Below are 25,682 nucleotides of genomic sequence, written 5' to 3' on the forward strand. Positions count from 1 at the left end.
TAAGGAGACCCATGATGATTTACCTTGAGCACGACCAACTGGAAATAAGTTGCCCGGAAGTCCACGATCGTGCCCGGTGTTCGATCTCGTTTCAGCGTACGCTGCGCATCCCGGACGATGGGCGGGATTACCCTTTGCCACCGGGTCTGGGTTGTTTCCCCCTGCGCCACCTGGACGACTACGCGGATCGCCTGCCGGACGAGTGGGTCCGCAGGGGCGGTGTGATCATGCCGATGTTTCAGGCTGAGGCGATGTGGCTGAACTTCAGCGGTTATAGTGCTTATCCGTTCGCATTGAAGATCGCGACCGGGAAGGTCTGCGCCATCACCGGCGAGAACTGGATAAACTATCTGAATACCGATCCGCAGGACTACCTGGTGTTGCCCGAACAGCCGTGGCTCGATGGGTACTGCGTCGAAAAGGGCGTGATCCGCCAGTTCGTGGCCATGCCGCTGGGCAAGGGGTACACGGTCGAGGAGCAGTTGACGGGCTCGGCGCAGTATGGCGGCCTGCAGATAACGGCCTATCCCATGAAGGCGGAACGGTATGAAGCGATGCGGACCAGAGTATACGGAGAAAGGGACATGGCGCCGATGGCGATGCAGAGTCCCCGGGAAGAGGGCATGGGACTGGCGCCCGGCGGCCGGATGCGGCAGGAAATCTACGAGGACGAATACGGCCTGGATGCCTGGGACCAGCGGCATCCCGTCCGTTGTTTCATTACCATCGCCAATTCGGCCCAGTGGTTGGCCATAACCGGTGAGCGTCCCCCGATAGAACCGCCTACGGCCGAACACTACACCGAAGCCGGCCTGCCCTGGTACGATTATTACGACGCCGATCACGAGGCCGTTTCGGGCGGCGATATCCTGAAGTCGGTGAAAAGTGTGGCGCAGACCGGCAAGGAGAAAGGCGAAACGGCGCTGCCGGACAATGAATCGATCCACGGAACCCGGGTCGTTTCTCTCCGGGATACCAGAAAACGCAAGGTTCGAGCGTTTTCTGCCAGTGAATCGCCGGAATCGTGACGCCTGGGGTACTCAGGAGGGGACGTTCTCTTCGGCGACCATTGTGTCATCCCGTGACTACAATTCACGGTTCAAACGGTATGAAAGGAATATTGTTGGTAGTAGCCCGTTATTCTGGGTAGATGCGAGGTTGGTATACCCCAGGCAGGATTCGAACCTGCGACCCTCGGATTAGAAGTCCGATGCTCTGTCCGACTGAGCTACTGGGGCGCACCACCATCAATATACGGGATCGGGGGTTGCTGTCAACACGAGAGTGGGACGGACCCAGGTCGACTTTTTGCGGTAGAAAACGAGATTTCAGAAACGGCTTCCGACTGTTGAGGTATGCCGCATTGAAGCGGTCACTCGACAGTTCATCTCCACATGGGAGCCAAAATGAAACGTTTTCTACCGCTTTTATTGTTACTCGCGACACCGGGTACTGCATGGAGCGCTTTCGAACCGGTCTACGCCGGTGCCAGACCTGTCGGCATGGCGGGCGCGTTCGTGGCCGTCGCGGACGACGCCGAAGCATCCTTCCTGAACCCGGGCGGTACGCCCAGGGTAGGCCGGCTTGCCCTGACGAGCTACTATACGCGGCTCTTCGGCATGAAAGAACTGGCCCAGGTGGCCGTCTCCGCCGTCGCGCCGACCGGCCTCGGGCATTTCGGCCTGTTCTATCACGGACTGGGTAGCTCGCTATACCGGGAGAGTGTCTTCGGTCTCTCCTACGGACGTTCCATCGGCAAGCGGTTCCATGCGGGACTCGCTCTCCGCCGATTGAGCCTTTCCATTAAAAATTACGATGGCGCTTCCGCCGTTGCGATGGACGCGGGCATCCTCCTGGATCTCCCCTATGATCTTCGTCTCGGCGCGATGGCCCACGCCGTCGGCCGCTTCTCGGAATCCGGTCCCGCTGCGGAAAGCCCCCGCATCATCCAGGCGGGATTGAGCAGGACGGGAGACCGGTTGACGGTTTCCTTCCAGTTCGACCGCCACCCGCGTCATGGCTACACCACGAGAGTGGGCCAGGAGTTTCGCCTGGCCGAATCCGTTACGATCCGGGCCGGTTTGAGCACCGATCCTTCTCTTTTCTACGTCGGATTGGGCCTGGCGAAGGGACGGGTCAAGACGGACTACGCCCTCTCGTCCCACGCCTTGCTGGGCATCACGCACCGGTTTTCTCTTACCATGGAGTTCGGTTGATATGCGTCTGTTCATTAAACAAATACAGCGCACGTTTGCCGCCGCGTCCCTTGTGGCGATGATGGGCCTGCCTGCAGAACGGGCTGCCCAGGATCTCGACTACTCGATCGATGCGCTGATCGACCGGGAAGCCGCCGATATCGATCCGGAGGACATCGCGCTGTTGGTATCGCTGCGGCGCGACCCGCTCGATATCAACCGGGCGGACCGTACCGAGCTGGAACAACTCCCGTGGATCACGCCAGCCCTCGCCGGCGCGATCGTGGCCTGGCGGGAAAGACACGGCCCCTTCGGCAGCGCCGGGGAGCTTGCACGAGTTCCGGGATTCACGGCGGACCTCGTTTCTCGGATCAGTCCTTTCGTTCGGGCGGAGGACGATCACAGTTTTAAGACCACCGGACGCCTGCGCCTGGCGCGAAGCCGCACCGACCGTCCCGAAGCGCCGGGAAACGGCATCCTGGGTGTGCAGGCGGATATTGGACTGGGAAACAGGTTCAAGCTGGGAGGCCGGGGCGAACGCCGGGACCGGGGCGGCGAAACCAGGTGGCGGTCCGGATACGTGGAATTCGGCGGTTCGGCTACTTACCGCAGGCTGATCCTCGGATACTTTGAAATGGATTTCGGCCAGGGACTGATATGGCGCAGCCATTCGATCCGGCCCTCCACGGCCAGTCTCAGCGCGTCGGTGAAACGCCGCATCCGTGGCCTGAGGCCCGTGCGAACGACCTATGCATCCGGCGCCCGGCGCGGCATGGCTATGCGGATTGACCGACGCGGTTTCAACCTTACGGGGATCCTCTCGCGGGCCGATTCGGGCAAATGGGAACCCGGCGGCCGCCTGGGTTGGAGCCGGAACAGTGGGTTGATCGGTTTCTCGGTCCTGCAATCGGAAGGTAGCCTGCGCGTTGGTGCGGACCTGGACTACCTCTACGGTGGTACGAACCTGTTCGGCGAGGTGGCCATTGACGACGAGGGATACCAGACCGTTCAGGGAGGCATGGTCTGGAGCATGGAGGGCGTGGAAGGCGGGCTGACCTTCCACCGCCAGCCGGAAGCCAGGTTCATCGAGAAAACCGAAAGGGCATGGCAGAGCCTGCTTCTGCGCTGGCGGCCGGATCGCCGGACGACACTACAATTGAGCGTTGAACCCCGGTTGACCTACCTGGAACTGTACCGGCGCAGCACCTTTCGATTTCGCCGAAGAATGGGGCGCGGTGTCATAGCCTCCGGAGTGTGGCGCCGTGAAATGGATGAGCGGCAGGCCACCGGATCGGCCCTGCTGGATACCTGGCGGGGACAGGTGGCCTGGCGCGTGCCGGCTCGGGTCCAATGGCGGGCCCGCTACGAGCGGCGCGGCCGGTCCGGTTTGAAGCCCGAACACGATCTGCGGCTGTACATGCGGTATCGATCCAAAGACCGCTTCAGCCTGTCCGCGCAGTGGGAATACACCCTGGCCGGATTTCCCGATCCGGAGGACACGATGGCCGGGTTTCCCGATCCGGAGGACACGGCCTCCGTGTTCAGAGCTAATCACCGCGAGAGATGGGTTATTCTGCTATACGGACCGGTCGGACCGGGCGTTTCAACCCTGATTCGCTACACGCGGACTCGCCAGACCCGTTACGATCAACTCAAGGTACCCCTCGTCGAAACACGGTGGGTTCTGCAGTTGAATGCCCGGTGGTGAATGGGTAAAGAAGGGTGAGAAGATGTCCAGTTCAGGGGTGTTGTGTGGGTGTTTAACAGCCGTACGTATTACAACAGGATAGAAATCGGGTACGCTTAAGCCCGTGTTTCCAACCAACTCGGAGTAAATCATGACCGTTTACCTGGAAGACCGGGTCACGAAACTTGAAAAACAGTACGACCACATCGTAACATGTCTTGCGGGGCTTGCAGCTTCGTTTGTTAAACTCGACAAGCGGATGGATGCTCTTGAACAAAAAGTAGACAGTCTTGATCAGAAGGTAGACAGTCTTGATCAGAAGGTTAACCGTCTTGATCAGAAGATTAACGGCCTTGATCAGAAGGTTAACAGCCTTGAACAAAAAGTAGACAGTCTTGATCAGAAGGTTGAACGTATTTTGGAGTTATTGCAGTCGAATCAGTGATGTATTGGAAACAGAACTGCTCCCGGTATTTTAATGACAAGCCCTGGTGCTGTGACAGCGGCAGAATCAATCCGCCCGCCCGTCGAGGATGACGCGCCCTAGTAGTTCACAGGCCAGTTTAGCGGCGACGATCGCCGTCCCGCCGTCTCGGTCCAGCTTGGGATTGAGCTCGACCACATCGCCGCCGACCACGTACGGCGCCCGCATTGAGGCAACGACCTCAAGCACCTGGCGAACACTCAGGCCGCCCGGTTCGGGATGGGAGACGCCCGGTGCGAAACCGGGATCGAGCGCATCTATGTCCATCGAGATGTAGACCGGTGTGTCGAACGCCAGCGCCGGAACCGGTCCGGTCGAGTAGGCGGGGATTACCTCGACGTTGTGTCGCTTCGCCGCGTCGTGCTGCGCGGGCGTGAAGCTGCGAATGCCGACCTGGACCAGCCGCTCGACGAGGCCGTCTTCCAGGATGCGGGCCATGGGGCAGGCGTGAGAATAGCGGTTGCCTTCGAAGTCGGGATACAGGTCCGGGTGCGCGTCGAAGTGCAGCAGGCTGATCCGGCCGTGTTTCGCGGCGAAAGCGCGAACTACGGGATAAGTGACTGTATGATCGCCGCCCAGGACGACGAGCCGAGACGTTTCGTCCAGTGCCTGCCTGACCCCACGCTCAATGACATCGATGGGTTCCCGCGTGCCCTTTTCGTTTGGGACGTCGAGGTCGCCGTGGTCGAGCACGCTGTCGCTCGGCCACACGCGCATGCCGGTCTCAGAGTATGGATTGCCTGACTCCGATCCGAGGGCGGCCCTTATCGCAGGCGGCGCGGCGGCCGGACCGCGTCGAAAGGTCGAGTTCGCATCGAAACCGACCCCCAGCAGGCCGACTTTCACGCTATCCGTCATCGTGTTTGTCCCTTTCGAACTTTATGCTCTTTTTGCATTCCGATATTGCATTGCATGAGTTGCAGTGAATGGAAAATTAGTCACGGAGTGGTGGATACCTCAAGAAAATTCACGCTTTTCGATTGATCTCCCGTCACGGTAGCACTACATTGACAGGAGCAGGTGAGAAGTTGGGAAGACGGTGCGAATCCGTCGCGGACCCGTCGCTGTGACCGGGGACGAAAGCCGCAACATGAGCCTAAGGGCTCGAGCCACTGTTCCGAAAGGAATGGGAAGGCGCGGCGAGTAGAACGATCCGGAAGCCAGAAGACCGACCTGCGCCATAGTTTTCATCGGCACTTCCGTGGACTGAAGTCGTCCGGTGTACATGGATAATGGAAAGCGTGGCCATCCGGCGTAGTCGCTCCGGCTAAGTATCCTGGGGCGTGGTATAGCGCGGGCCATGCTCCGAGGATGATAAACGGCATCCCCGTATCTGACATCGTTCAGGTGCGGGGATTTTTGTTTAATGGGAGGTCACCTTGCAACGATAGCCTGATTCAGTATCCGGAAAGCCCTGATTTGTGTCGCCGTTATCGAAGCCGAACCATTCACCAGGCAAGGAGCCCAAAATGAAATACCTACGAAGCACACTTAAATCCGTGTTCAGTTTGATCCTGCTTTCCGCCATGCCAGGATTCGCCCAGGAAACGCAGAATGCACAGGATACGCAGAATGCGGCGGACGAGGCGCCCAGGTACATCCTGGACACCGTAGTCGTAACGGGTAACAAGATCGAGACTCCCTTGAGGCAGGTCTCGAGTTCGATCGCCGTTATTACCTCCGAAGATATCGAACGCAGCAGCCGGAACACGGTCGCCGACCTGTTGCGCGATGTGGGCGGGCTGAGCGTGGCACAGAACGGCGGGCCGGGCAGGAACGCGTCTGTTTTCCTTCGCGGCGCCGAATCGGCCTACACCCTGTTTCTGATCGACGGCGTTGAAGTGAACGACCCCATGTCTCCAGGACGCAGCTACAGTCCGGCCCATATGACCGTCGACCAGGTTGAGCGGATCGAGGTGCTTTACGGGTCCCAGAGCACGCTTTACGGATCGGATGCCATCGCAGGCGTAGTGAACATCATTACAAAGCAGGGGGACGGTCCGCCGAAGATCGATGCCTCCATCGAGGGCGGCGCGCTGGGTACCATTCGAAGCCGGGCGGGATTGAGCGGGGGCACAACAGACTACCGGTATGCGATGGATGGCTCGTTCCTCAACACGAAGGGAATCTCGTCGAACGCCCTGGGGAACATGGAAGAAGACGGATACCGGAACACCACGCTGGGTGGCCGTTTCGGGGCGACGCCTTCCGCCGGCGTTTCGGTCGATCTCAACGTCCGGTACACGGACGGCCGCGCCGATATCGACAACGGAACCGGCCCCAATGGAGACGATCCCAATCGGATAAACACATCCAGGCAGCTGTTTGTCCGGCCCTCCGCGACCCTCGAGCTGTGGTCGCAGCGATGGAGGCAGACGCTGGGCTACAGCCTGGTCGACCACAGCAGGGAAGACGACAATCCGGCGGACGCCAACCAGGAGACGGCCGCGAATTCCACGTTCGACGCCCGGTTGCACAAAGTGGACTGGCAGCACACGCTGTTACTGGCCGAGGGGAATACCGTCGTGTTCGGGGCCGAAACCGAGTCGGAACAGGGAGAATCGGAATCTAAAGGGCCGTTTTCGAGCAGGTTCGACCGGCGGACGGCGAGGATGACGGGCGTCTACCTGCAGGAGATGCTGCAGTATGGCGACGCATTGTTCGCTGCCGCGGGCATCCGGGTCGATCACCACGACCGGTTCGGATCCGAAGTCACCTACAACCTCGCACCAAACGTATTCTTCGAAGAGACGGGGACCAGGTTAAAAGGCGCTTACGGTACGGGTTACAAGGCGCCTTCACTGTTCCAGCTGTATTCATCCTTCGGTGATTCCACGCTCCAGGCGGGGTCGAGCAAGAGCTGGGAAGCGGGGATCGAACAGTACACGACCGACCAGCGTCTTGCAGCCGGTGTGACGTACTTCGACAATACCTTCGATAACATGGTCGGATGGGATAGCGCGACCTCCAGTTACAAGAACGTCTTCAAGGCGACGAGCAAGGGCGTGGAGTTGACCGGCCGGTATTCGGGGGGCGCGGGAACATCCCTGCGGGCCTACTACACCTTTACCGATTCGAAGGACCACGAATCGGATGAGCAGTTGTTGCGGCGTCCGCGGCACAGCGGCGGGATCGTGCTGGATCAGCGGGTGCGGCCGGGATTCGACCTGAACCTGAGTTACCGGTTCGCGGGGGAACGGCGGGACAACGACTTTACCACCTGGCCGGCGACGCCGGTTACGTTGGACGGCTACGGGATCGTGAATGTCGCCGCCAACTGGAAGATCACGCCGAACATTCAGCTGTTCGGACGGGTCGACAATCTTTTCGATACGAAGTACGAGGAGATCCTGGGCTACGGGACCGTGGGCATTACGGGCTACCTGGGTATCCGGGTGGCGAACACCGGTAATTGAGCTTGCGGTAGCTGGGACCGCGACAGCTGAGACTGCGGCCTGGCGAAGTGGCCAGACTACACTTTGTCTCGCCCGATGCCCAGTTCGTCCAGGATGTCAAGGATGGCGGACCAGACGGGCGGATCGATTTCGATGCCCTGCTTCAGTTGCCGCTCACGTTCACGGCGCGCGCCGTCGCCGGGCACCCGGATTTCGTCCACGCCAGGCGCCTTGCGTGCGTCTTTGATGCTCTCCACGAGCCGGTCCACTTCAGCAGAGAAGGCGGCCCTTGAAACGAATTTCTCCGGGTCGATGACGAGGAGGAACAGGGCGTTCTGGTCGAGGTCTTCCGGGGATCGGCCACTGCAGCCCGCGCCGCTCAGACCGCCGGTCAACACGTCGACCAGTATGCTCAGCGCAAAGCCCTTGTGTCCCGCGATCAGGCTGCCCAACGGCAGGATAGCCGCCCGTCTGGGCGTCGCGAAATAGGCCTCGCCATCCGTCGTGGTCCGCCCTTCACCGTCGATGAGCCAGCCTTCGGGCACCGCCTGGCCCTTGTTGCGCAACATCTTCAATCCGCCCTCGGACGTAACGCCCGTGGAGAGGTCAATGAGGATCGGGTCGCCGCTTTCCCGGGGGATCCCGACGGCCATGGGATTGGTGCTCATCAGGGGGGAGGTCGCGCCCCAGGGTGCTACGCAGGGATTGCCCCCGGCATCGTTGGTCATGAGCAGTGCGATGTAACCGTCTTTCGCCGGCTGTTCCACATATCCGCCCAGCCGGGCGATATCGTTGGCGTTCACGACGCTCGTGCAGCCGACACCCGTCGCCCCGGCCTTGCCGACGGCGCGTTTCATGGCCTCGGTGGCCGTGCAGGGGCCCATGCCCATGTTGGCGTCCAGATGCACGGTGGAGACGGTTTCACCCAGGACGTCTAACGGCGCGCCAGGGATCATGTTCCCCGCACGGATGCCCTCGGTGTACATGATGATCCGCATGACGCCGTGGGAATGGTAGCCGGAGAGCGAGGCCTCCATGAGTCGCTCGACGACTACCCGTCTCTCGTCGCCTTCAAGGCCCAGTCGTTCGAAGATACGGTCCATGATCCGGGCAAGCCGGTCCGGCTCAATGCGGACGGGACGCGGTTCCGAAGCGGACTTGCTATCTGAAGCGTGTGTGTGATCCGAAGCGGGCATCCTTGACATTTCCTCCATCTTGCGCGGTCCTTGTCGTGCTAAACGTCCAACGCGCCCAGGAGCGCAAGTCCTTCCTCGATGCTCCGCTTCTGCTCGTCGGTCGCATCCTGCATGGGAGCGCGTGGAAATCTACCGGGACAGCCCTGCAGCGTCTGGGCATGCTTGGTACAGGCCGGCAGGTTCGTCCCCGCCATGGCGTTCCAGAGTCGTAGGAGTTTTCGGTGCAGATCGAGGGCCCGCGCGTGATCGCCCGCCTGTACCGCGTCCCATACATCCACCGAGGCCCGCGGCGCCGCCGTCAGGATGGCCGCGATCGATCCGCGTGCGCCCAGGGTGTAGGCCGAGTACATCAGGGCGTCCACGGCGCAGAAGAGCAGGTGTTCCGGGTCGGCCATGATCATCAGGTCGGCGAACAGCTTCAGGTCCCCAGCGCTCTGCTTGACGCCGACCACACCGGGCACCTCGTCCATGATCCGGCAGAGCAGTTCCGGCGAGAGGTAGCTCCAGGGCACCACGTTGTAAATGATGATGGGCTGATCCACTTCCTCGCCCATCACCCTGAAATGCTCCTGCATGGCATCGTCGTCGGGGCGGAAGAGGTAGTGGACCGGGGTCACCTGGAGCGCGGCCACGTCGAGATCGGCGATGGCCTGCCCCCGCCGGACCGCATCGCGGGTGCTGTCGACGATGATGCCGGCAACGATCGGCACGCGTCCGGCCGCCGCGTCCAGGGTCGTGTCCACGAGACCCCGGAACTCATCGACGTCTATCGTATGGCCCTCTCCGGTGCTTCCTCCCACTGCGATGCCGTGCGCCCCCCGGTCGATCAACCAGTTGACCTGTTCTTTCATGGCCCCGAGATCCACGGCGCCGTCCCGGGAGAAGGGTGTGGTCGCCGGGGGGATTACGCCCCTCAGGTCATTGAGCATCTCTTCCTCCTTCGTTGGGTTGATGTTTTTATTTCGAGTTCATCGGGGCAGATTCCGTCCCCCGCCGGGACGTCATGTGCAGCGCCATGATGACCACCGCCGTTCCGATGCCCCAGGTCGCCGGGGATATGCCGGCCAATCCGCCGCCGTTCGACCACAGATGCACGAGGATCATCACCAGGACGGAACCGGCGATCGTGGCCAGTGCGCCGTTCGCGTTCGGCCGGGTGGAGTACAGTCCCGCGATCAGGGGTACGAAGAGCGCCACGGACAGTATGCTGTAGAAGATGGTCAGCGCGGTGATGACGTCCGGCAGCACGGCCGCCAGGACCACGCCCGCGAGTCCCGCGCCCACGGCCGTTATCCGGCTGACGGCCAGCATCCGCTGCTCGGAAGCGCCGGGTTCGATATAGGTCTGGTACAGGTCCCGGCTCAGGGAAGTCGTCAGCATGAAGAGCACGGCGTCCGCCGAACTGATCTCCGCCGAGAACACGGCAGCCAGCGTCAGCCCGCCGATCCAGAAGGGCAGGGCATCCATCAGCAGGCGGGGCAGCGCAAGGTCCGGTGAATCCAGGGACGGGAAGGCGTGGTAAGCCGCCATGCCGAGGAGCGCGGGGATGAAGGCGAAGAGCATCAGGGCGACCGCGTTCGTGCAGACGCCCTGCCGGACCGCCCGGGCGTCCCGGGCGCCGTAGATCTTCTGCAGAAGGCCCGGCGAGATGATAAACGCGGGCACCAGGACGATGAAGTAACCCCAGATACGGGAAGGATCGTCCCCGAACCAGCTCTCGAAACCGGTAGGCGCCGCGTTCTCGCCGGACAGGAGACCTGCCCCCGATACGATCATGAGAAAGGCCAGGATGAAGCCGGAAAGTTTCACCACCAGCTGGACCATGTTGACCCGGGCGGTGGACGTCAGTCCCCCGAAGGTGAAGTACACGACCACCACGGCGCCCCCGGCCATGCAGGCGACGTACTTCGGGATGCCCAGTACGAGGTTGAGGATCCAGGCCAGGGGTATGAGTTGGCCGGCGAGGATCGCCAGGGAACCGAACCACAGCAGCACGGCGATAAGACACCGGACGCCGCGGCTGTACCGGTGCTCGAGGTAATCCCCGACCGTGTACAGGTTCTGTTCCTTTGCCACGCGCCACATGCGGGGCCCCACGGTCATGCCCAGGATGAGGCTCCCGATACCCGCTGACCCGACCCACCACCACGCCGAAAAACCGTGCGTGTAACCGAGGCCGGTGGCACCCACCGTGGAACCCGCGCCCAGGTTGGCGGCCAGCAGCGTGCCGAACAGCAGCGCGGGAGAAAGCCGCCGGCCGGCCACGAAGAAGTCCTCGGCGCGGCGGACCGACCGCGACGTCCACCAACCGATCGCCATGAGGAATATGGAATAAACGAGGAGGGCGGTTACGTAGGGGGACATAGAGCTTCCGTCGCGCTTCCCGTCATCCCGCGTTCAGGTCCGAATAGGAGGGATAACCGGGTAGGCCTTCGGCCGTAACGACGGCGCGGATGATGGCCCGCGTGACTGCTTCCGCCGCAAGGATGGACAGCAGGGACAGGTTCACGCCGCCCTCCCAGGTCCCGGTGGCCATGGTGAAGAGGGTGTCCCCGTCCGCCTGCAGGTGGGCCGGGTTGATGGCGCGGGCGAGCCCGTCGTGCCCAACCTGGGCGATGCGGCTGGCCTGGGTCTTGGTCAGCCCGGCATTGGTCACGATGACGCCGATGGTCGTATTTCCGGGCGGCGCTTCCAGGCGAAGCGACCCGGTCTCGCGAATCTTCCGTGCCACGCGGACGAAACCAGACCCATCGGGCATCCTGGCGCCGGCAAGCACGCGGCCCGAATCCGGATCGTACACGTCGCCCACGGCGTTCACCGCAACGATCGCGCCGACCCTGAGCCCCTCGGGCGTGGTGAAGCAGGCGTTGCCGATGCCGCCCTTCATGGCCGTGCGAGTGCCCGGCGCGCCGACGGACATCTTGCCCACTGTGGCGCCGGCTCCCGCTCCGATGCTGCCCTCGGGGACTGGATCCGACGTAGCGGCCTGGCAGGCCCGGTAGCCCGCTTCCGCATCGGGGCGGATCTCAGGCTTGCCGCCGATGCCGAGATCGAAGAGGATGGCGGCGGGGACGATCGGGACCCGTGCGATGCGTACGTTGAATCCGATGGATCGTTCCTCGAGGTAGCGCATCACGCCCGTGGCCGTATCCAGGCCGAAAGCGCTGCCGCCGGAGAGGACGATGGCGTGGACCTGTTGCACCATGTTCACGGGATCGAGCAGGTCGGTCTCCCGGGTGCCCGGTGCGCCGCCACGCACGTCCACCCCACCCACAGCCCCTTCCTCGGCCATGATCACCGTGCAGCCCGTCGGACGCCGCGGGTCGGTGAAGTGCCCGGCCTTGATCCCTTCGACGTCCGTGATGGATCCGGACGGACCGTAGGGGTCGTTCGTCTGGCCGACGGCGGACTCGCGCAGGGAGCCCAGTCCCGCCAGGACGCCCGCGCCGGTCACCCCGGCGGATTTTCGCAGAAAGGATCGTCTGTTCATTTCAAGCGGCAGCCGATGAAGCGTCATGGTGAGGGATCACCCGCAAGACCCGTCCGGGAAGACCCGTTACGGTCTACGGTTTCCGCCAGATCAAGATGAACAATCGGCCATTCGCCGTCAATTCAATTGTATGGGTGTGTATGCGGGATGAAGCCGTTCACGGGAGCCTGTGCTCAGGCCGCCGCGGACGCTTCCTGCCGGACGAAGTCCAGGCGGTCGCCTTCGCGGATGACGTGGATCGCGTCGCCTTCCCGGAACCTGCCCTCGATCAGCGCCATGGACAGCGGGTTCTCGACGAACTTGCGAATCACCCGCTTGAGGGGCCGTGCGCCGTACTGGGGCTCATAGCCCTCTTCCGCAAGCAGTGATTCGGCCTCGGGGGCCAGTTCCAGCGTCAACCCGGCCTGTTTCGAGAGCCGTCCCTGCAGTTCCTCGAGCTGGATACGGACGATATCCCGGATGTGGTCCCGGTCGAGGGGATGGAAGATGATGATTTCCTCCAGCCGGTTGATGAATTCGGGGCGGAAGTGGGCCCGCACCGCGCGCATCACGTCCGCTTGCACCTGTTCGTACTGGGACGCGTCGTGACTGCCGATATGCTCCGTCCCGATGTTGGAGGTCATGATGATCACGGTGTTCCGGAAGTCCACTGTGCGGCCCTGACCGTCCGTGAGCCGCCCGTCGTCGAGGACCTGCAGGAGGATGTTGAACGCGTCCGGGTGCGCCTTCTCGATTTCGTCCAGCAACACGATCTGGTAGGGCCTGCGCCGCACGGCTTCCGTGAGCTGCCCACCTTCCTCGTAACCCACGTAACCCGGAGGCGCGCCGATGAGCCGGGCGACGGCATGCCGCTCCATGTATTCGGACATGTCCATGCGAATCATGGCGCCCCGGTCGTCGAAGAGAAACTCGCCCAGGGCCCGGGCCAGTTCGGTCTTGCCTACGCCCGTGGGTCCGAGGAACAGAAAGGAGCCGATGGGCCGGTTTCCGTCACCCAGGCCGGCGTGGTTCCGCCGGACGGCGTTGGACACGGCGACGATCGCCTCATCCTGGCCCACCACTTGGCGGTGCAACCGGGATTCCATTTGAATCAGCTTCTCGACCTCGCCTTCGACCAGCCGGCTCACCGGAATGCCCGTCCACTTCGAGACGACCTGGGCGATGTCCTCCTCGTCCACTTCCTCTTTCAGCATCCGGCGCTCCCGCTGGAGTTCGGCTAGGGCCCGGTTCTTCTCCTCGAGCCGGCCGTCGAGCTCCAGCTGCTCGCCGTACTGGATGCGGGCCACCCGCTCGTAATCGCCAATGCGCTGTGCCCGGTCCGCTTCGATTTTCAGTTGTTCGGTCTGCTCCTTGATCTCCTGGATCGTCTTTACCAGTTCCTTCTCGGCGAGCCAGTGGGCCCGCAGGACGCTGCGCTGCGCCGCAAGGTCGGCCAGCCGGCTATCCACGGGCTTGAGGCGTTCCTCCGCGTCGCGCTCGCGCTTAACGGCTTCCCGTTCGATTTCGAGCTGGCGGATCTGCTTCTCCAGATCGTCCAGTTCGGCCGGCATGCTGTCGATCTCCATGCGCAGGTTCGCCGCGGCCTCGTCGATCAGGTCGATGGCCTTGTCCGGCATGAACCGGTCGCTGATGTACCGCTCGGCCAGGGTCGCCGCCGTGACCAGGGCGCCGTCCCGGATGCGTATGCCGTGATGGATCTCGTAGCGCTCCTTGAGCCCGCGCAGGATGGACACGGTGTCTTCGATGGAAGGCTCGCCGACGTATACGGGCGCGAACCGCCTTTCCAGGGCGGCGTCTTTCTCGATATGCTTGCGGTATTCGTCCAGGGTCGTCGCGCCCACGCAGCGCAGGGTCCCCCGCGCCAGCGCCGGCTTGAGCATATTGGACGCGTCCACGGCGCCTTCCGCGGCGCCCGCGCCGACGATGGTGTGCAACTCGTCGATGAACAGGACGATGTCGCCCGCGGCCTGCTCCACTTCCTTCAGCACGGCCTTGAACCGCTCCTCGAATTCGCCGCGGAACTTGGCCCCGGCCAGCATGGCGCCCATGTCGAGGCTGATCACCTTGCGTCCCTTAAGGGATTCCGGGACGTCCTCGGTCACGATCTTCTGGGCCAGTCCTTCCACGATGGCCGTCTTCCCCACGCCGGGTTCGCCGATGAGCACGGGGTTGTTTTTGGTCCGCCGGGAAAGCACCTTGATCACCCGCCGGATTTCCTCGTCCCGGCCGATGACCGGATCGAGTCCGCCCTCCCGGGCCAGGTCGGTCAGGTCCCTGCTGAACTTTTCCAGGGCCTGGTAGCCGGACTCCGGCGTCTGGCTCGTGACACGCTGAGTTCCCCGAACCTCCTTCATGGCTTTCATGATCCCCTCGCTCCGTACGCCGCCTTCCTTCATGACGCGATTGACCTCCCCGCCGTCATCCAGCAGAGCAAGGAGCAGATGCTCCACGCTGATGTACTCGTCTTTCAGATTCTGCGCCTCTTTCAGCGCCCGGTCCATGACCCGCTGAAAGCCGTCGGAGGCATAGAGCGATGCGCCGTCGCCGGTTACCCTCGGCATCTTGTCCAGAGCCGCTTCCAGCCCTTCCCGGACCTGGGCCGGATCCGTTCCCGTCCTTTCCAGCAGGATGGCCGCCAGGCTTTCGTCCTGTTTGAGCAGCGCCAGCGCCAAGTGCGTGGGCTCCAGCCGGTTGTGGTTGCGGCCGCGGGCGATCTCCTGGGAAACCTGGATCGCCTCCATCGATTTCTGCGTCAGTTTATCCGTTCGCATGAGGTCCCTCCTCGCCTGTTCCACCCTGATTTTACGCTGTTTCATCTCATACCAAGCCATTTAGGTCGCAAAACATGTGCCATGGCTGATTTAGCCGTGATGCTGGCGATTTCGACCTGTTTTAGAGCAAATTCCGTCTGCTCAACCGGTCTAAAACCGGTAATAGACTTGACATAACTGCCAAAATGACATAACTGCCAAAATGGCAGTTTCACTGGGCCGAACTGGGCAGAGCAGAAACACTGCACCACCGGAGTAGATCGTATTGATGGTAAATGTAAGAAGGAAATCAGCGTGTGGGATCAGGACGGTTTACGGAATCCAAAACGCATAAACCAGCGTGGAACCTGGCGGCAGTAGTGGAGGTATTCGTCGCCCAGGGCGCGTCGAAGGGCCGGCTCCTCCACGAGGACCAGGTACAGCGTCAGCCCGGTCCAGCACAGCGCCGTGTATACGAGTAGCGCAAGCGACTCGAAGGCCAGGCTTTCACCGGTCAGGATGAGGAGGACACCGAGTTGAAGGGGGTTGCGGGACCAGCCATGGACGCCGGTCGACCAGATGGGCCGGGCATCTCCCCCGGGAATCGGCCGGGCATCTCCCGTGGGCTCGAAGGTTCCTGCGGCAGCGGTAACGATCGCCGCCATGCGAATCCGTTCGGCGAAGGCGCGGATATATAGGGCCGCGCCCAGTACGATGAGCACCGATCCGGCGGCCGGAAAGCCGGCATCGAGCCGCATCTCCTCCATGCCCGCGGTGCGGTACAGGATCAGCCAGGGAAGGGCGACCGCGAAGATGGCGTGCCGTACCAGCGCCGCGATCAGCGGGGCCAGCATGATCCGGGCGCCGGACAACGCGCTACCTCACCCTCACGTAGCCGATGCCCCGGACATCGGGCTGGATGAGCCAGAACACGACCAGGAACTCGCCGTACGGGAGCACCGTCACTGCGGGTTCGCCGAAGGAGTAGTCCTGCCAGTCGTCGTGATCGCCGGACGTATCGCTCTGGGTCCGGACTTCGGCCTTCCAGACGAGTTCGTCCGCTTCCACGCCGAAATCATCGTCCGTGGGCCGTGCGACGGCGAGGCGTATCCCGGGATCTCCGTGCTGCCGCTGGTTGTATACCATCATCGCCCGTCCGTCCGCCAGGGCAGTCAGCGAGATGGACTGGCCCAGCGTGCCCGTGGAGCGGGTCGGCGTCCAGGTCAGCCCCCCGTCGTGGGACAGCGCGTACGCGTTGGGGAAATCCGGCTTGCCGTGCGGGGCGATATGCCAGCAAGCACCGAGGAGCCGTCCGTCGGCCAGCTCCACGACCCAGGCCTCGGCGGCCGTCGATCCGGCATCGTCGAAACGCAGCATCGTTCCATGGGTCCACGACTTGCCCTGATCGGTGCTGCGCAGGTAGACCACCTGGTTTCGATCCACTTCCACGGAGGGATCGAAGGTGTTGTATGGCGAATAGCAGCAGATCCAGGTCCCGTCGCGCGTCACGGTGAGCGCGCCGGGCGCCTCGGCCGACCCGGCGGCGGGCAGGACGATGGGCGCAGGATCGGTCCAGGTCAGGCCCTGGTCCGCGGACGATGCCCAGAACATGGCGTTCTGCTTGATACCCTGGGTCTCGTCCCGCCAGAACGATTCACCGGGCTCGTCGATGGGAATGCGGATACCCGAGATGAAGCAGGTGCCGTCCGGCGCCTGGCTGATCGACCCGATGTGCGCGAAATCATCGTGCAGTTGGGGCCACAGGTAGGCCGGCTTCGTCCAAGTGTTGCCGCCGTCTACAGACCGGACGACGACCTGCTTGAAATCGTTCTGGCCGAGGGCTTCCTGGACGGCGAAGGAACAGACCAGGCCGCCATCCGCCGTGTCCACGCAGCGGGAACAGGCCGCGACCGCGTCCGGACCGGTCGACGGCTGGCGGGCGATCATGCCCTGGTCCAGTATTTCGAATGCCATGGTGTATACCTCTAGTCGAATGTATAGACGAGTGGTCCGTCCGGAGTGCGATCGAGCCCGAGGACGATGGTGCCCGGCCCGGTGCCATACGACGCCTTGTACCGCGCCTTGATCGGGTCGAGGATGAAGTGGTAGTCTTCCGTAGGGTAGGCCTCGCACGGGTCACCGTCGGCGTCGTGGGCAATGGCGACATCGAGCTGTACGGGATCCGATTCCTTGAAGACCTCGGCTGCGACCAGCGTGAACCGGTGCGTTCTGCATCCACCGCTGTACGACACGGAAACCGCGAGCGTATCTCCCCTGACGGCGGCCGCTTTCAGTTCATAGTCATCGGTGCCCCACTGGTTGGTGGAACGGACGTCGCTGGGAACGAAGACGACGTTGCCGGTCGTCGGGGCGTCGTTGAACGGGCCATGATCAGGTGTCGTGGAAACGGGACTGTCTTCGTCGTTGCCACAGGCCGCCGCAAAAGTGACTAACAAGACCAGCAGAAGGAGACCGAGGTCCTTCATATCGATGTTCCTTCCACTGAACTGCTGCGCGAAGTTTGCGATCTCGCAGCATGAAGTTTGCGAGCCCGCCGCCAACACGCACGATCGTTATACACGCTACACCCGCCGGAACTTCTGAATACGGTTGTGCGCGAAGGGTACTTCGCACACGTAGACGTCCCCGTGGGAATCTACCCAGATCCCGTGGGGTGCGTCCACAAACACCCCGTCTTTTTCGTCCCGGTTACCCCATTGCGACAGTACCTCGCCGTCCAGGTTGAGGATGCTGACCCTTCCCGGTGCCTCAGCAAGATACACCACATCATCCGGATCGATATACAGGTCGTTGGCGGCCAGCAGATGATCCCATGACTCGTGATACCGGCCTTCGGCATCGAAAATCTGCACTCGTGCGTTCCCCCGGTCCACGATCAGGACCCGGCCGTCCTTGTCGACGCGGACGCAGTGGGGCGTATCGAACTGTCCCGCCTCGCTGCCGTGACCGCCCCAGGTACAAAGCAGCTCTCCATCCGTCGTGAAGCGGTGCGCGTAGTGCTGGCCGTAGCCGTCGGTCACGTACAGGTCGTCGTCAAGGCCGAGTACCGCCCAAGTGGGGCTGTTGAAGGGCTGGCCCAATTCACCCGGCCTGCCGGGCGTGCCGAGCATGGAGAGCATCTTGCCATCGAGGGTGAAGGTCATGACCGTATGCAGTTCTACTTCGGTAATGTAGATGATATCGTCTTCGCTGATCCAAATAGAGTGGGGCACCTTGAAGAGGTCCTGACCCCAGTCGTACAGGAACCGGCCGTCGCGGTCGTAGACGACGATGGCGGGATGGGGTTCCCGGTCGATGACGTGCACGCGGTCCTGCGAGTCCACGGCCATGGAAGATACCACGCCGAGGTCCCGGCCGGCGGGTCCGCCTCCCCAGCCCTCGACAAGTTCGTAGGTGTAGTCTCCCGATCCGTATACCATGTTGAAGTCTCCCGGGTTGAACATGGACCTGAACCGCGTAACCGGTTTCAGACCGCCAACCGATCCGCTTGGAATCGCTGGATCTGTACCTCGTCGCTCGATTTCATACGATGCCCGCCCGGGCCGTGAGGACGGGTTCCCAGCAGCCGCCGGGCCGCTGCACCCCGTCCACGTCGCGCAGCGGCGGCGCGTCACCGTTCCAACGCAGCACCGCCACGTCGCCGCAGGCGCCGGCGCGCAGGGTGCCGACTTCGCCCTGCAAACCCAGGACTTCCGCGGGACGGCTCGTCACCCGGAGGAAAGCGTCGCGTTCCGGCATGCCGGCCGCGATCAGCTTGGACAGCGTCCGGGGCAGGTTGTGCTGCGGGTCGCTCCCCACGTGGCGGCTATACTGGTCGGTGGATATGGTATCAGGCAGGAATCCGTCGGCGATGGCTGCCTCGGCGACCGGGAAGCTGAAGGACCGCATGCCGTGGCCGATATCGAAGAGGACGCCCCGTTCGCGGGCGTCGCGGACGCTGGGCCGGATCCTGCCGTCCTTCACGACGCTCTCGGGGAAATCATTGAAACAGTAGGTGACCACGTCTCCGGCGCGCAGCAGCGGCAGCTGGTCGTCGAGGGACCAGTCACTGGACAGGCGCGTTCCGACCAGCAGGGGTTTTCCGGTCCGTTCGGAGGCTGCCAGCGCTCGGTTCATGATCTCCCTCGGCGGCGTGGGATTGCTGGGGCCTGTATTGGCCGCGATGCCCCAGATGGCGTCTCCTCCTGATTCGATGGCCGAAACGCAGGCCTCCACATCCGCGGCCTCCAGGTCCGGAAAGCAGGCATCCGGATGGGATTCACCGTGCATCGAGAGGTTGATGGCGAGGATCACCCGCGTCCTGCATGCCCGGATCACTCGGTCCCGGTAGGCCGGCCAGTTGTTGGCGCCGGCGTCGCCCTGGGACATGACGGTCGTAACGCCACGGGACAAGAAGTGGACGTCGGGGTCGACACCGTAACGCGAACCGCCCTTGGCCGGATGGGCGTGCAGGTCCACCAGTCCCGGCATCGCCACAGCGTCGGGGAAGTCGAACGTCATGGCGGCGGAACCCTCGACTCCGGGACCGGACGCAGCGATGCGCCCGTCTTTCAACGCCACGGCGCCTGGTCCGTCCAGGCCGGTTTCCGCGCAGAATACGCGGCCCGCCCGGATGAGCAGGTCGTAGTCATACGTCGACATGGGGCCTCAGTTCTCGTTTTGGACGAGTTTCACCATCGTCGGGGTATGGGTGCGGCGTTTACATTATACATGGCATTCAAATCGGACATGGCATGTAGTCCGAACTGAGAGATTATACCATCGGCCCGATACTGGACCAATACAAAATCATCCGGTAGGAACCCTTCAACCCAGACTGATCCCGATCCTGCCCGCGAGGAGCGAAAGGTTCAGGTTTTCAACCATGGCGTCGGCGATCCGGTCCAGGTCGCGGATCCACCGGGCCGTGACATGCTCTTCGGAACTGCTCGTCCAGTTCAGCCAGGATTCGAGTACCGCGCCACGGTACTTCCCATCATCGAAGAGTCCATGGATGAACGTGCCCAGTATCCTGCCGTCGTTTGAGCGTGCGAAGAAGGGGAACAGGTCGGGATCCTCGCTGCTGCGTCCGTGCCGGATCTCGTACCCGGTGAACGGCAAATCAGCAGGCCATTTCGCCCGGGCCGTCAACGGATGAACCCGCTTGTCCGGTTGCATCTCGGTTTCGATCGGCAGCCAGGCCAGTCCTTCCGTTTCGGCGGGTCCTTCTATCTCCCTGGGATCCAGAATACGTCTCCCGAGCATCTGCGCCCCGCCGCAGATTCCCAGTAAGCATCCCCCGTATCGAAGGTGCCGTTCGAGGGCCGGTGTCCAGCCGCGCTCCCTCAGCCATGCGAGATCGGCGGAAGTGGACTTCGAGCCGGGCAGGACGACCAGGTCCCATCCATGCGGCCCGGTCAGTTCCGAGGGGTCGCGCAGCCAGGCAAAATCCACCCTCGGGTCGTGCAGGAAGGGATCCAGGTCGGTCGTATTGCTCGCTCTCGGATAGTGGATGCCGGCGACGCGCAACTTGAGGCCATCGCCGGGATTCGCGGCACGCCGCGAGCGATCCATGCCCGTGTAGGGGGTGTCTTCTTCCGGGAGTCCCAGATCTTGAAAATACGGCAACCAGCCGAGTACGGGCGTACCCGCCCGGGTTTCGAGCCATTGGAATACGTCGCCCAGCAGGGACGCTTCGCCCCGGAATCGATTGACGATCATCGCCTCCACGAGCCTGCGGTCCTCCGCTTCCAGGGCCGTCATCGTACCGAGCAGCGCGGCGAAAACGCCCCCGCGGTCGATGTCTCCGACCAGCCATACCGGGATACCGGCCGCCCGGGCGAAACCCATGTTGGCGATGTCTCCTTCGCGGAGATTGGGTTCCGCCGGCGATCCCGCGCCTTCCACGACGACCCAATCATGGGAATGGCGAAGCCGGTCGAACGCCGCCAGCACCTCGGGCATCAACTTGCCCCGGTCTTCCTTGAACCGACCAGCCATGAGCTTGCCCCGTACCTCGCCGCACACGACAAGCTGCGCCACGTTGTCAGCCTCCGGCTTGATCAGGACGGGGTTCATGTCCACGGTGGGTTCGATACCGGATGCGAAGGCCTGCAGGGCCTGCGCACGCCCGATTTCGCCGCCGGAGGGACAGGCGGAAGACGCGTTGCTCATGTTCTGCGGTTTGAAAGGAGCCACTTTCACACCGGAACGGGCGAGCAACCGGCATAACCCCGCAGTCAGCAGCGATTTGCCTACGCCCGAGGCCGTGCCCTGGATCATCAAAGCGTTCATCGGGATTCCAATGGTACATGCGCCGCGATCCGCCATTCCGAGGTAAACAGCGCATACCCGTTCCGAGCTTACCTACCGCCTACGGTGCGCGGGCGGCGTCATACCGGTCTGCTTGCAACGGTCCGTGGTTGGCCTTACGTTTGTCCGTCACACGGTCCGCAGGTGTCGTCACACCGATCCGTCACAACTGCCCGCTCGTCGCATCCCGCATGTCGGCCAAATCGGCGGCCGATAGACCGTCGAAACGATCGAAAGAGAAGTTCTGCGCGTAGTCCGGCAACGAGGCGCCGGTGACATGGGCCGCGACCAGTTCCCCCGCCGCCTGCGAACCCATCACGCCGTAGCCGGACAACGCTCCGGCGATGTATGCGCCTTCGACGGGCAACGGTCCGATCAACGGCCGGTTGTCCGGGGTCTTGCAGTAGTAGCCGCCGTCGACCGGCAGTGCGTCCGACGTATCAAAATACGCCCTCATGCCGGGGACCATCCGGGCGAGCCCGCGTAGTACGATCATCGGGTAGGCCTGATCGAACACGAGCGGGAACACCGCCTCTCTTGGCGCGACGTCATAGGTCCAGATGCCCAGGAAAGTCTGTTTTCCGTCCCGGAAGCGGGGACGAATGTGGAGCCCCGCGGCAAAGGGCTCGATCAGGTAGCGGGTGTCGGCGCTGGAGGAAAGCCGCCGTCTTTCTTCTTCGTCCCAGACCAGCTCGACCGGATCCGTCCAGACCAACATGGGCGCATCGGGCGGCAGGACGCCGGCCGTGTCCTCCACGATGATCTTGCCGTGCAGTTCCATGAAGACCGGTATATCCAGGTCCAGCAGCCGGCCGGCCTCCCCGACAAGTGGTCCCGCGGCGAGGACGAGTTTGCCGGTTTCGATCGTTGATCCGCATTCCAGTCCAACACCCGTGATCCGGTTGTTCCTCGTGTCGAAGCTCGTGATCCTGTCCCTGACGATCCGGCCGCCCCCGGAGGCGATGCAGTCGAGCATCCACCGTCCCAGCGAGGGGACGTCAATCCAGCCGCAGCGGCGCACGTGCAACATGGCGGCGGTATCGTCCGTGAGAAAGGGAAACAGCCTTCCGATCGTCTCCGTATCCAGTACGAGGTCCGCGCCCGTCAGATCCGGTTGCAATCCTTCCGGCTGCGAAGGCATGTAGGACCCGCCGTCGCGATGAATACGCAGGGCACCGCCACCCAGGCCGGTCACCGCTTCCGCCTCTTTTTCGAGCTCCGGGATGCGGCGCCGGTCACCGGTCAGGAAGACGTAGCCCCTTCGGTTCATCCGGACCGCGTTCCCGCTTTCCGCCGCCACTTCCTCCAGCAGGTCGATGCTCCGGCTGATGAACCGGAACATGGGCAGGTCGGGCCACCAGTTGCGGTAGGCTTCGGTCCCGTACGCGCTGGTCAGGGAAAGCGGCGGTCTTTCGTCGACGAGCACGACGTTCCGCACGCCGCGGCGAACGACGAGATGATACGCGGCGGACACGCCGGCCACGCCCGCACCGCAGATGACGATTTCCGCCCTGGTGGACATGGATGTTCTCTTCGGGTAAGGGCGTCAGGCGGGCCTGGCTGCCGAGGTATAGCCGATCGGCGCGCTCATGCCTCGGCCGCGCTCGGCGCCAGCGTGCTCATGCCTCGGCAGCGGGTGGCGCCAACATGCTCATGCCTCGACTACGGACGGGCGCCTCTTCCAGGTTCCAGTCGCCTGCTCGAAGGCGTGGGCGAGTTGAAGTACGCCGAGTTCGTCCTCGTGCCGTCCGACGATCTGCAGTCCCACGGGCAGGCCCGAGGACGTGAATCCACAAGGCACGGAAATGGCGGGCAGGCCTGTGACGGTGACGTAGTAGCACGACTTCATCCAGTCGATGTAGGTCTCCATCTGCACGCCGTCGATTTCCGTGGGGTAGGGCGTGTTCACGTCGAAGGGCGGGACCTGGCTGACGGGGAAGACCATGAAATCGTGTTGTTCCATGAAGCTGCGGACCCGGTGGTACAGGGTGGTCCGGTCCACCTCCGCGCGGGCGATTTGCGGCCCCGTAAGGGCGAATCCGGCTTCGAGGTTCCAGATTACCGTGTCCTTGATCTGATCGCGGTGGGTCTCGAGGAGGTCGCCGTATCCCTGGATGAAGCTCCACGCCCGCAGCGTCTTGAACGCCTCGTCGGCCTCGGCGAAATCGGGCTGGTTCGGCTTTACGGTCATGCCCAGGTCCTCGAATACCCCGCGTTTTGCCTCGATGGCCGTGGTGACCTCGGGATCCACGGGCAGCCCGCCGAAGTCCATGCTCCAGGCAACGCTCACGCCCTTGAAGTCGCGTTCCAGCGGCATGGCGAAGGGCTGTCCCGGCTCCCGAATGGCCAGGGGCGCACGGGGATCGGGACCCGCTATGGCGCTGAGCATGAGCGCGGCGTCCGCCACCGTCCGGGCCATGGGACCCTGGACGCTGAGCCTGCCCCAGGCGTTGACGGACGGCCATCTCGGCACGCGTCCCGGCGCGGACCGCAGCCCCACCACGTTGCAGAAGTTGGCCGGGTTGCGCAACGAGCCGCCCATGTCGCTGCCGTCGGCGATGGGCAGCATGCCGCAGGCCAGGGCCACGGCGGCGCCTCCGCTGCTGCCGCCGCAGGTCCGGTCCGTGTCGTATGGGTTCAGCGTCGCGCCGAATACCGGGTTGAAGGTCTGGGATCCCGCGCCGAACTCCGGCACGTTGGTCTTGCCGAAGGAGATCGCCCCCGCCTTCTTCAGCCGCTCCACGATCAGCTCGTCCTGTCCCGGGACGAAATCGCGGAAAATCGGCGAGCCGTAGGTCGTCCGGACGCCCTTGGTCAATACCAGGTCCTTGTGGGCGATGGGCAGGCCGAAGAGGGGTCCACGCGCTTCGTTTCGCGCGATGGCCTCGTCGGCCTTCCGGGCGCCGTCCAGCGCCTGGTCGGGATGATAGGTGACGATGGCGTTCACGGCGGGATTCACCCGGTCGACCTGGGCCAGGTGGGCCTCCATGACCTCTGTCACGGACACGTCCTTGCGGCGGATCATGCGGACCAGATCGGTCGCGGGAGTGAAGCACAGTTCGGATGCGGGCATTGCGTGCCTTTCAGCTAAGGATTTCCCGCAGGGCCTCGACGAAAATCCGGCTTTCCTGCTCGTTGCCGTAGGAGACCCGGATCATGCCCTTCAGACCCCAGGAAGCCTCGGCGTTGATGACGAGTATGCCGCGTTCGGCCAAGCCGTCGGCAATGGCCGCGGCGTCGTCCACCTCAATCAGGACGAAGGCCGCCTCGCTGCGGATATACTCGAGGCCGAGTTCCTCGCAGGCCGCGTAATAGGTCGCCTTGGACGCGCTCGCCGTGTTCCGGGTGCGTATTACGTGATCCGGGTCGTCGAGGGCGGCGATGGCCGCGGTCAGGACCATGGCGCTGGGCGATCCGCCGTGAAACGCGCGGACACGCTTCATCATTCGAGGCTGGGCAACGCCGTAGCCGAAGCGGAATCCCGCCAGGCCGTAACCCTTGGAAAAGGTGCGGACCACCAGGACGTTCTCGAACTCCCGCGCGAGCCCGGCGCCGTCGGCGCAGGCCTCGTCCTCCGCCAGGTCCGCGTAGGCCTCGTCCACCAGGACGATCACCCGTTCCGGCAGGCCGGCGACGAAGCGTGACAGCGCGTCGTGGGTGACGATGGTACCCGTGGGATTGTTGGGATTGGTGACGACGGCCATGCGGGTCCGCTCATTGACGGCCGCGGTCATGGCTTCCAGATCGTAAACGTAATCGGCCGTCAAAGGCGTCCGCACGGCGCGGGCACCCGATTCCTCCGCGTACCGGGACATCAACCCGAAAGATGGCTGGGGTTCGATGAGTTCGTCTCCCGGGGAAAGAAAAGCACGGGCCATGGCGTGCATCAGGTGCTCGGAACCGTCGCCCACACGGATCCAGGCGCCGTCCGAACCAGCCCCGTGGAGGGCGAGCTTCTCATCGTGGGGAACGCCGTGCAGTTCGGCCAGTTTGCGGAAGAGGGCAATCTGGTCGGGGTCCTCGTACCGGTTGATCCGGGCGCACCGCGCCTTGACGGCTTCGATGACGGACGGGGAAGGCCCGATGGGGTTCTCGTTCCGGCTCAGGCGGATGATGCCGGGAGGAAGACCGATGCTCCGATAGGCTTCGTTGTCCGTGCTCATAGCGGCGTTA

Annotated in this window: 20 protein-coding genes, 1 tRNA gene and 1 riboswitch; of the genes, 5 read left to right on the top strand and 16 right to left on the bottom strand. The window is 63.3% G+C overall.

Going from position 1 to position 25,682, the window contains the following annotated elements; translation table 11 throughout:
- The first annotated feature begins 14 nt into the window (after window positions 1–14).
- Complete coding sequence (locus tag F4X08_05210; GenBank protein ID MYD25192.1) at window positions 15–1,028, top strand: hypothetical protein; 1,014 nt, start codon at window positions 15–17, stop codon at window positions 1,026–1,028.
- Between the two features lie 136 nt (window positions 1,029–1,164).
- On the opposite strand, the gene F4X08_05215 is transcribed toward F4X08_05210, so the two are convergent.
- Window positions 1,165–1,238 (bottom strand) — tRNA-Arg (locus F4X08_05215).
- 168 nt (window positions 1,239–1,406) lie between these two features.
- Between F4X08_05215 and F4X08_05220 the strand changes: the two genes are divergently transcribed.
- The 3 genes from F4X08_05220 (at window position 1,407) to F4X08_05230 (ending at window position 4,327) form a co-directional block, all read left to right on the top strand.
- Window positions 1,407–2,216, top strand: coding sequence for a hypothetical protein (locus F4X08_05220; protein MYD25193.1), 810 nt, complete (start codon window positions 1,407–1,409; stop codon window positions 2,214–2,216).
- A 1-nt stretch (window position 2,217) separates the two neighbouring features.
- Window positions 2,218–3,903: a helix-hairpin-helix domain-containing protein gene (locus F4X08_05225; protein MYD25194.1), complete on the top strand. Its 1,686-nt coding sequence runs from the start codon at window positions 2,218–2,220 to the stop codon at window positions 3,901–3,903.
- Window positions 3,904–4,033: 130 nt separating this feature from the next.
- Entirely contained in the window at window positions 4,034–4,327 is a 294-nt protein-coding gene (locus tag F4X08_05230) for a hypothetical protein (protein MYD25195.1), read from the top strand.
- Window positions 4,328–4,393: 66 nt separating this feature from the next.
- Here the strand turns inward: F4X08_05230 and speB are convergent, their stop codons facing one another.
- Window positions 4,394–5,224: an agmatinase gene (gene speB / locus F4X08_05235; GenBank protein ID MYD25196.1), complete on the bottom strand. Its 831-nt coding sequence runs from the start codon at window positions 5,222–5,224 to the stop codon at window positions 4,394–4,396.
- Between the two features lie 143 nt (window positions 5,225–5,367).
- Window positions 5,368–5,558: riboswitch (cobalamin riboswitch) on the top strand.
- 277 nt (window positions 5,559–5,835) lie between these two features.
- Between speB and F4X08_05240 the strand changes: the two genes are divergently transcribed.
- Window positions 5,836–7,782: a TonB-dependent receptor gene (locus F4X08_05240; GenBank protein MYD25197.1), complete on the top strand. Its 1,947-nt coding sequence runs from the start codon at window positions 5,836–5,838 to the stop codon at window positions 7,780–7,782.
- Window positions 7,783–7,838: 56 nt separating this feature from the next.
- Here the strand turns inward: F4X08_05240 and F4X08_05245 are convergent, their stop codons facing one another.
- The 14 genes from F4X08_05245 to F4X08_05310 form a co-directional block, all read right to left on the bottom strand.
- A complete protein-coding gene (locus tag F4X08_05245; protein MYD25198.1) occupies window positions 7,839–8,975 on the bottom strand; it encodes an Ldh family oxidoreductase in 1,137 nt (378 codons plus the stop codon).
- Between the two features lie 20 nt (window positions 8,976–8,995).
- Window positions 8,996–9,886, bottom strand: coding sequence for a dihydrodipicolinate synthase family protein (locus F4X08_05250; protein ID MYD25199.1), 891 nt, complete (start codon window positions 9,884–9,886; stop codon window positions 8,996–8,998).
- A 28-nt stretch (window positions 9,887–9,914) separates the two neighbouring features.
- Complete coding sequence (locus F4X08_05255; protein MYD25200.1) at window positions 9,915–11,321, bottom strand: sodium:solute symporter family protein; 1,407 nt, start codon at window positions 11,319–11,321, stop codon at window positions 9,915–9,917.
- Between the two features lie 22 nt (window positions 11,322–11,343).
- Window positions 11,344–12,447: a P1 family peptidase gene (locus F4X08_05260; GenBank protein ID MYD25201.1), complete on the bottom strand. Its 1,104-nt coding sequence runs from the start codon at window positions 12,445–12,447 to the stop codon at window positions 11,344–11,346.
- A gap of 173 nt (window positions 12,448–12,620) precedes the next feature.
- Entirely contained in the window at window positions 12,621–15,218 is a 2,598-nt protein-coding gene (gene clpB / locus F4X08_05265) for an ATP-dependent chaperone ClpB (GenBank protein ID MYD25202.1), read from the bottom strand.
- 302 nt (window positions 15,219–15,520) lie between these two features.
- Window positions 15,521–16,051, bottom strand: a complete 531-nt coding sequence (locus tag F4X08_05270) for an isoprenylcysteine carboxylmethyltransferase family protein (protein MYD25203.1) — start codon at window positions 16,049–16,051, stop codon at window positions 15,521–15,523.
- A gap of 22 nt (window positions 16,052–16,073) precedes the next feature.
- Window positions 16,074–17,171: an exo-alpha-sialidase gene (locus F4X08_05275; GenBank protein ID MYD25204.1), complete on the bottom strand. Its 1,098-nt coding sequence runs from the start codon at window positions 17,169–17,171 to the stop codon at window positions 16,074–16,076.
- A gap of 11 nt (window positions 17,172–17,182) precedes the next feature.
- Window positions 17,183–17,683 carry a hypothetical protein gene (locus F4X08_05280; GenBank protein MYD25205.1) on the bottom strand — a complete coding sequence of 167 codons (501 nt, stop codon included), beginning with the start codon at window positions 17,681–17,683 and terminating at the stop codon, window positions 17,183–17,185.
- 96 nt (window positions 17,684–17,779) lie between these two features.
- Complete coding sequence (locus tag F4X08_05285) at window positions 17,780–18,661, bottom strand: hypothetical protein (protein MYD25206.1); 882 nt, start codon at window positions 18,659–18,661, stop codon at window positions 17,780–17,782.
- 79 nt (window positions 18,662–18,740) lie between these two features.
- Window positions 18,741–19,859 carry a hypothetical protein gene (locus F4X08_05290; protein MYD25207.1) on the bottom strand — a complete coding sequence of 373 codons (1,119 nt, stop codon included), beginning with the start codon at window positions 19,857–19,859 and terminating at the stop codon, window positions 18,741–18,743.
- A gap of 165 nt (window positions 19,860–20,024) precedes the next feature.
- Complete coding sequence (locus F4X08_05295) at window positions 20,025–21,491, bottom strand: cobyric acid synthase (GenBank protein ID MYD25208.1); 1,467 nt, start codon at window positions 21,489–21,491, stop codon at window positions 20,025–20,027.
- A 181-nt stretch (window positions 21,492–21,672) separates the two neighbouring features.
- Entirely contained in the window at window positions 21,673–23,031 is a 1,359-nt protein-coding gene (locus F4X08_05300; GenBank protein MYD25209.1) for an FAD-binding oxidoreductase, read from the bottom strand.
- 129 nt (window positions 23,032–23,160) lie between these two features.
- The gene (locus tag F4X08_05305; protein MYD25210.1) at window positions 23,161–24,582 is read right to left on the bottom strand and encodes an amidase; all 1,422 of its coding nucleotides are present in this window, start codon (window positions 24,580–24,582) and stop codon (window positions 23,161–23,163) included.
- 10 nt (window positions 24,583–24,592) lie between these two features.
- Window positions 24,593–25,672 carry an aminotransferase class I/II-fold pyridoxal phosphate-dependent enzyme gene (locus F4X08_05310; GenBank protein MYD25211.1) on the bottom strand — a complete coding sequence of 360 codons (1,080 nt, stop codon included), beginning with the start codon at window positions 25,670–25,672 and terminating at the stop codon, window positions 24,593–24,595.
- Window positions 25,673–25,682 lie beyond the last annotated feature (10 nt).

The organism is Gemmatimonadota bacterium (genome assembly GCA_009841265.1).
Taxonomy (GTDB): Bacteria; JAAXHH01; JAAXHH01; order JAAXHH01; family JAAXHH01; genus JAAXHH01.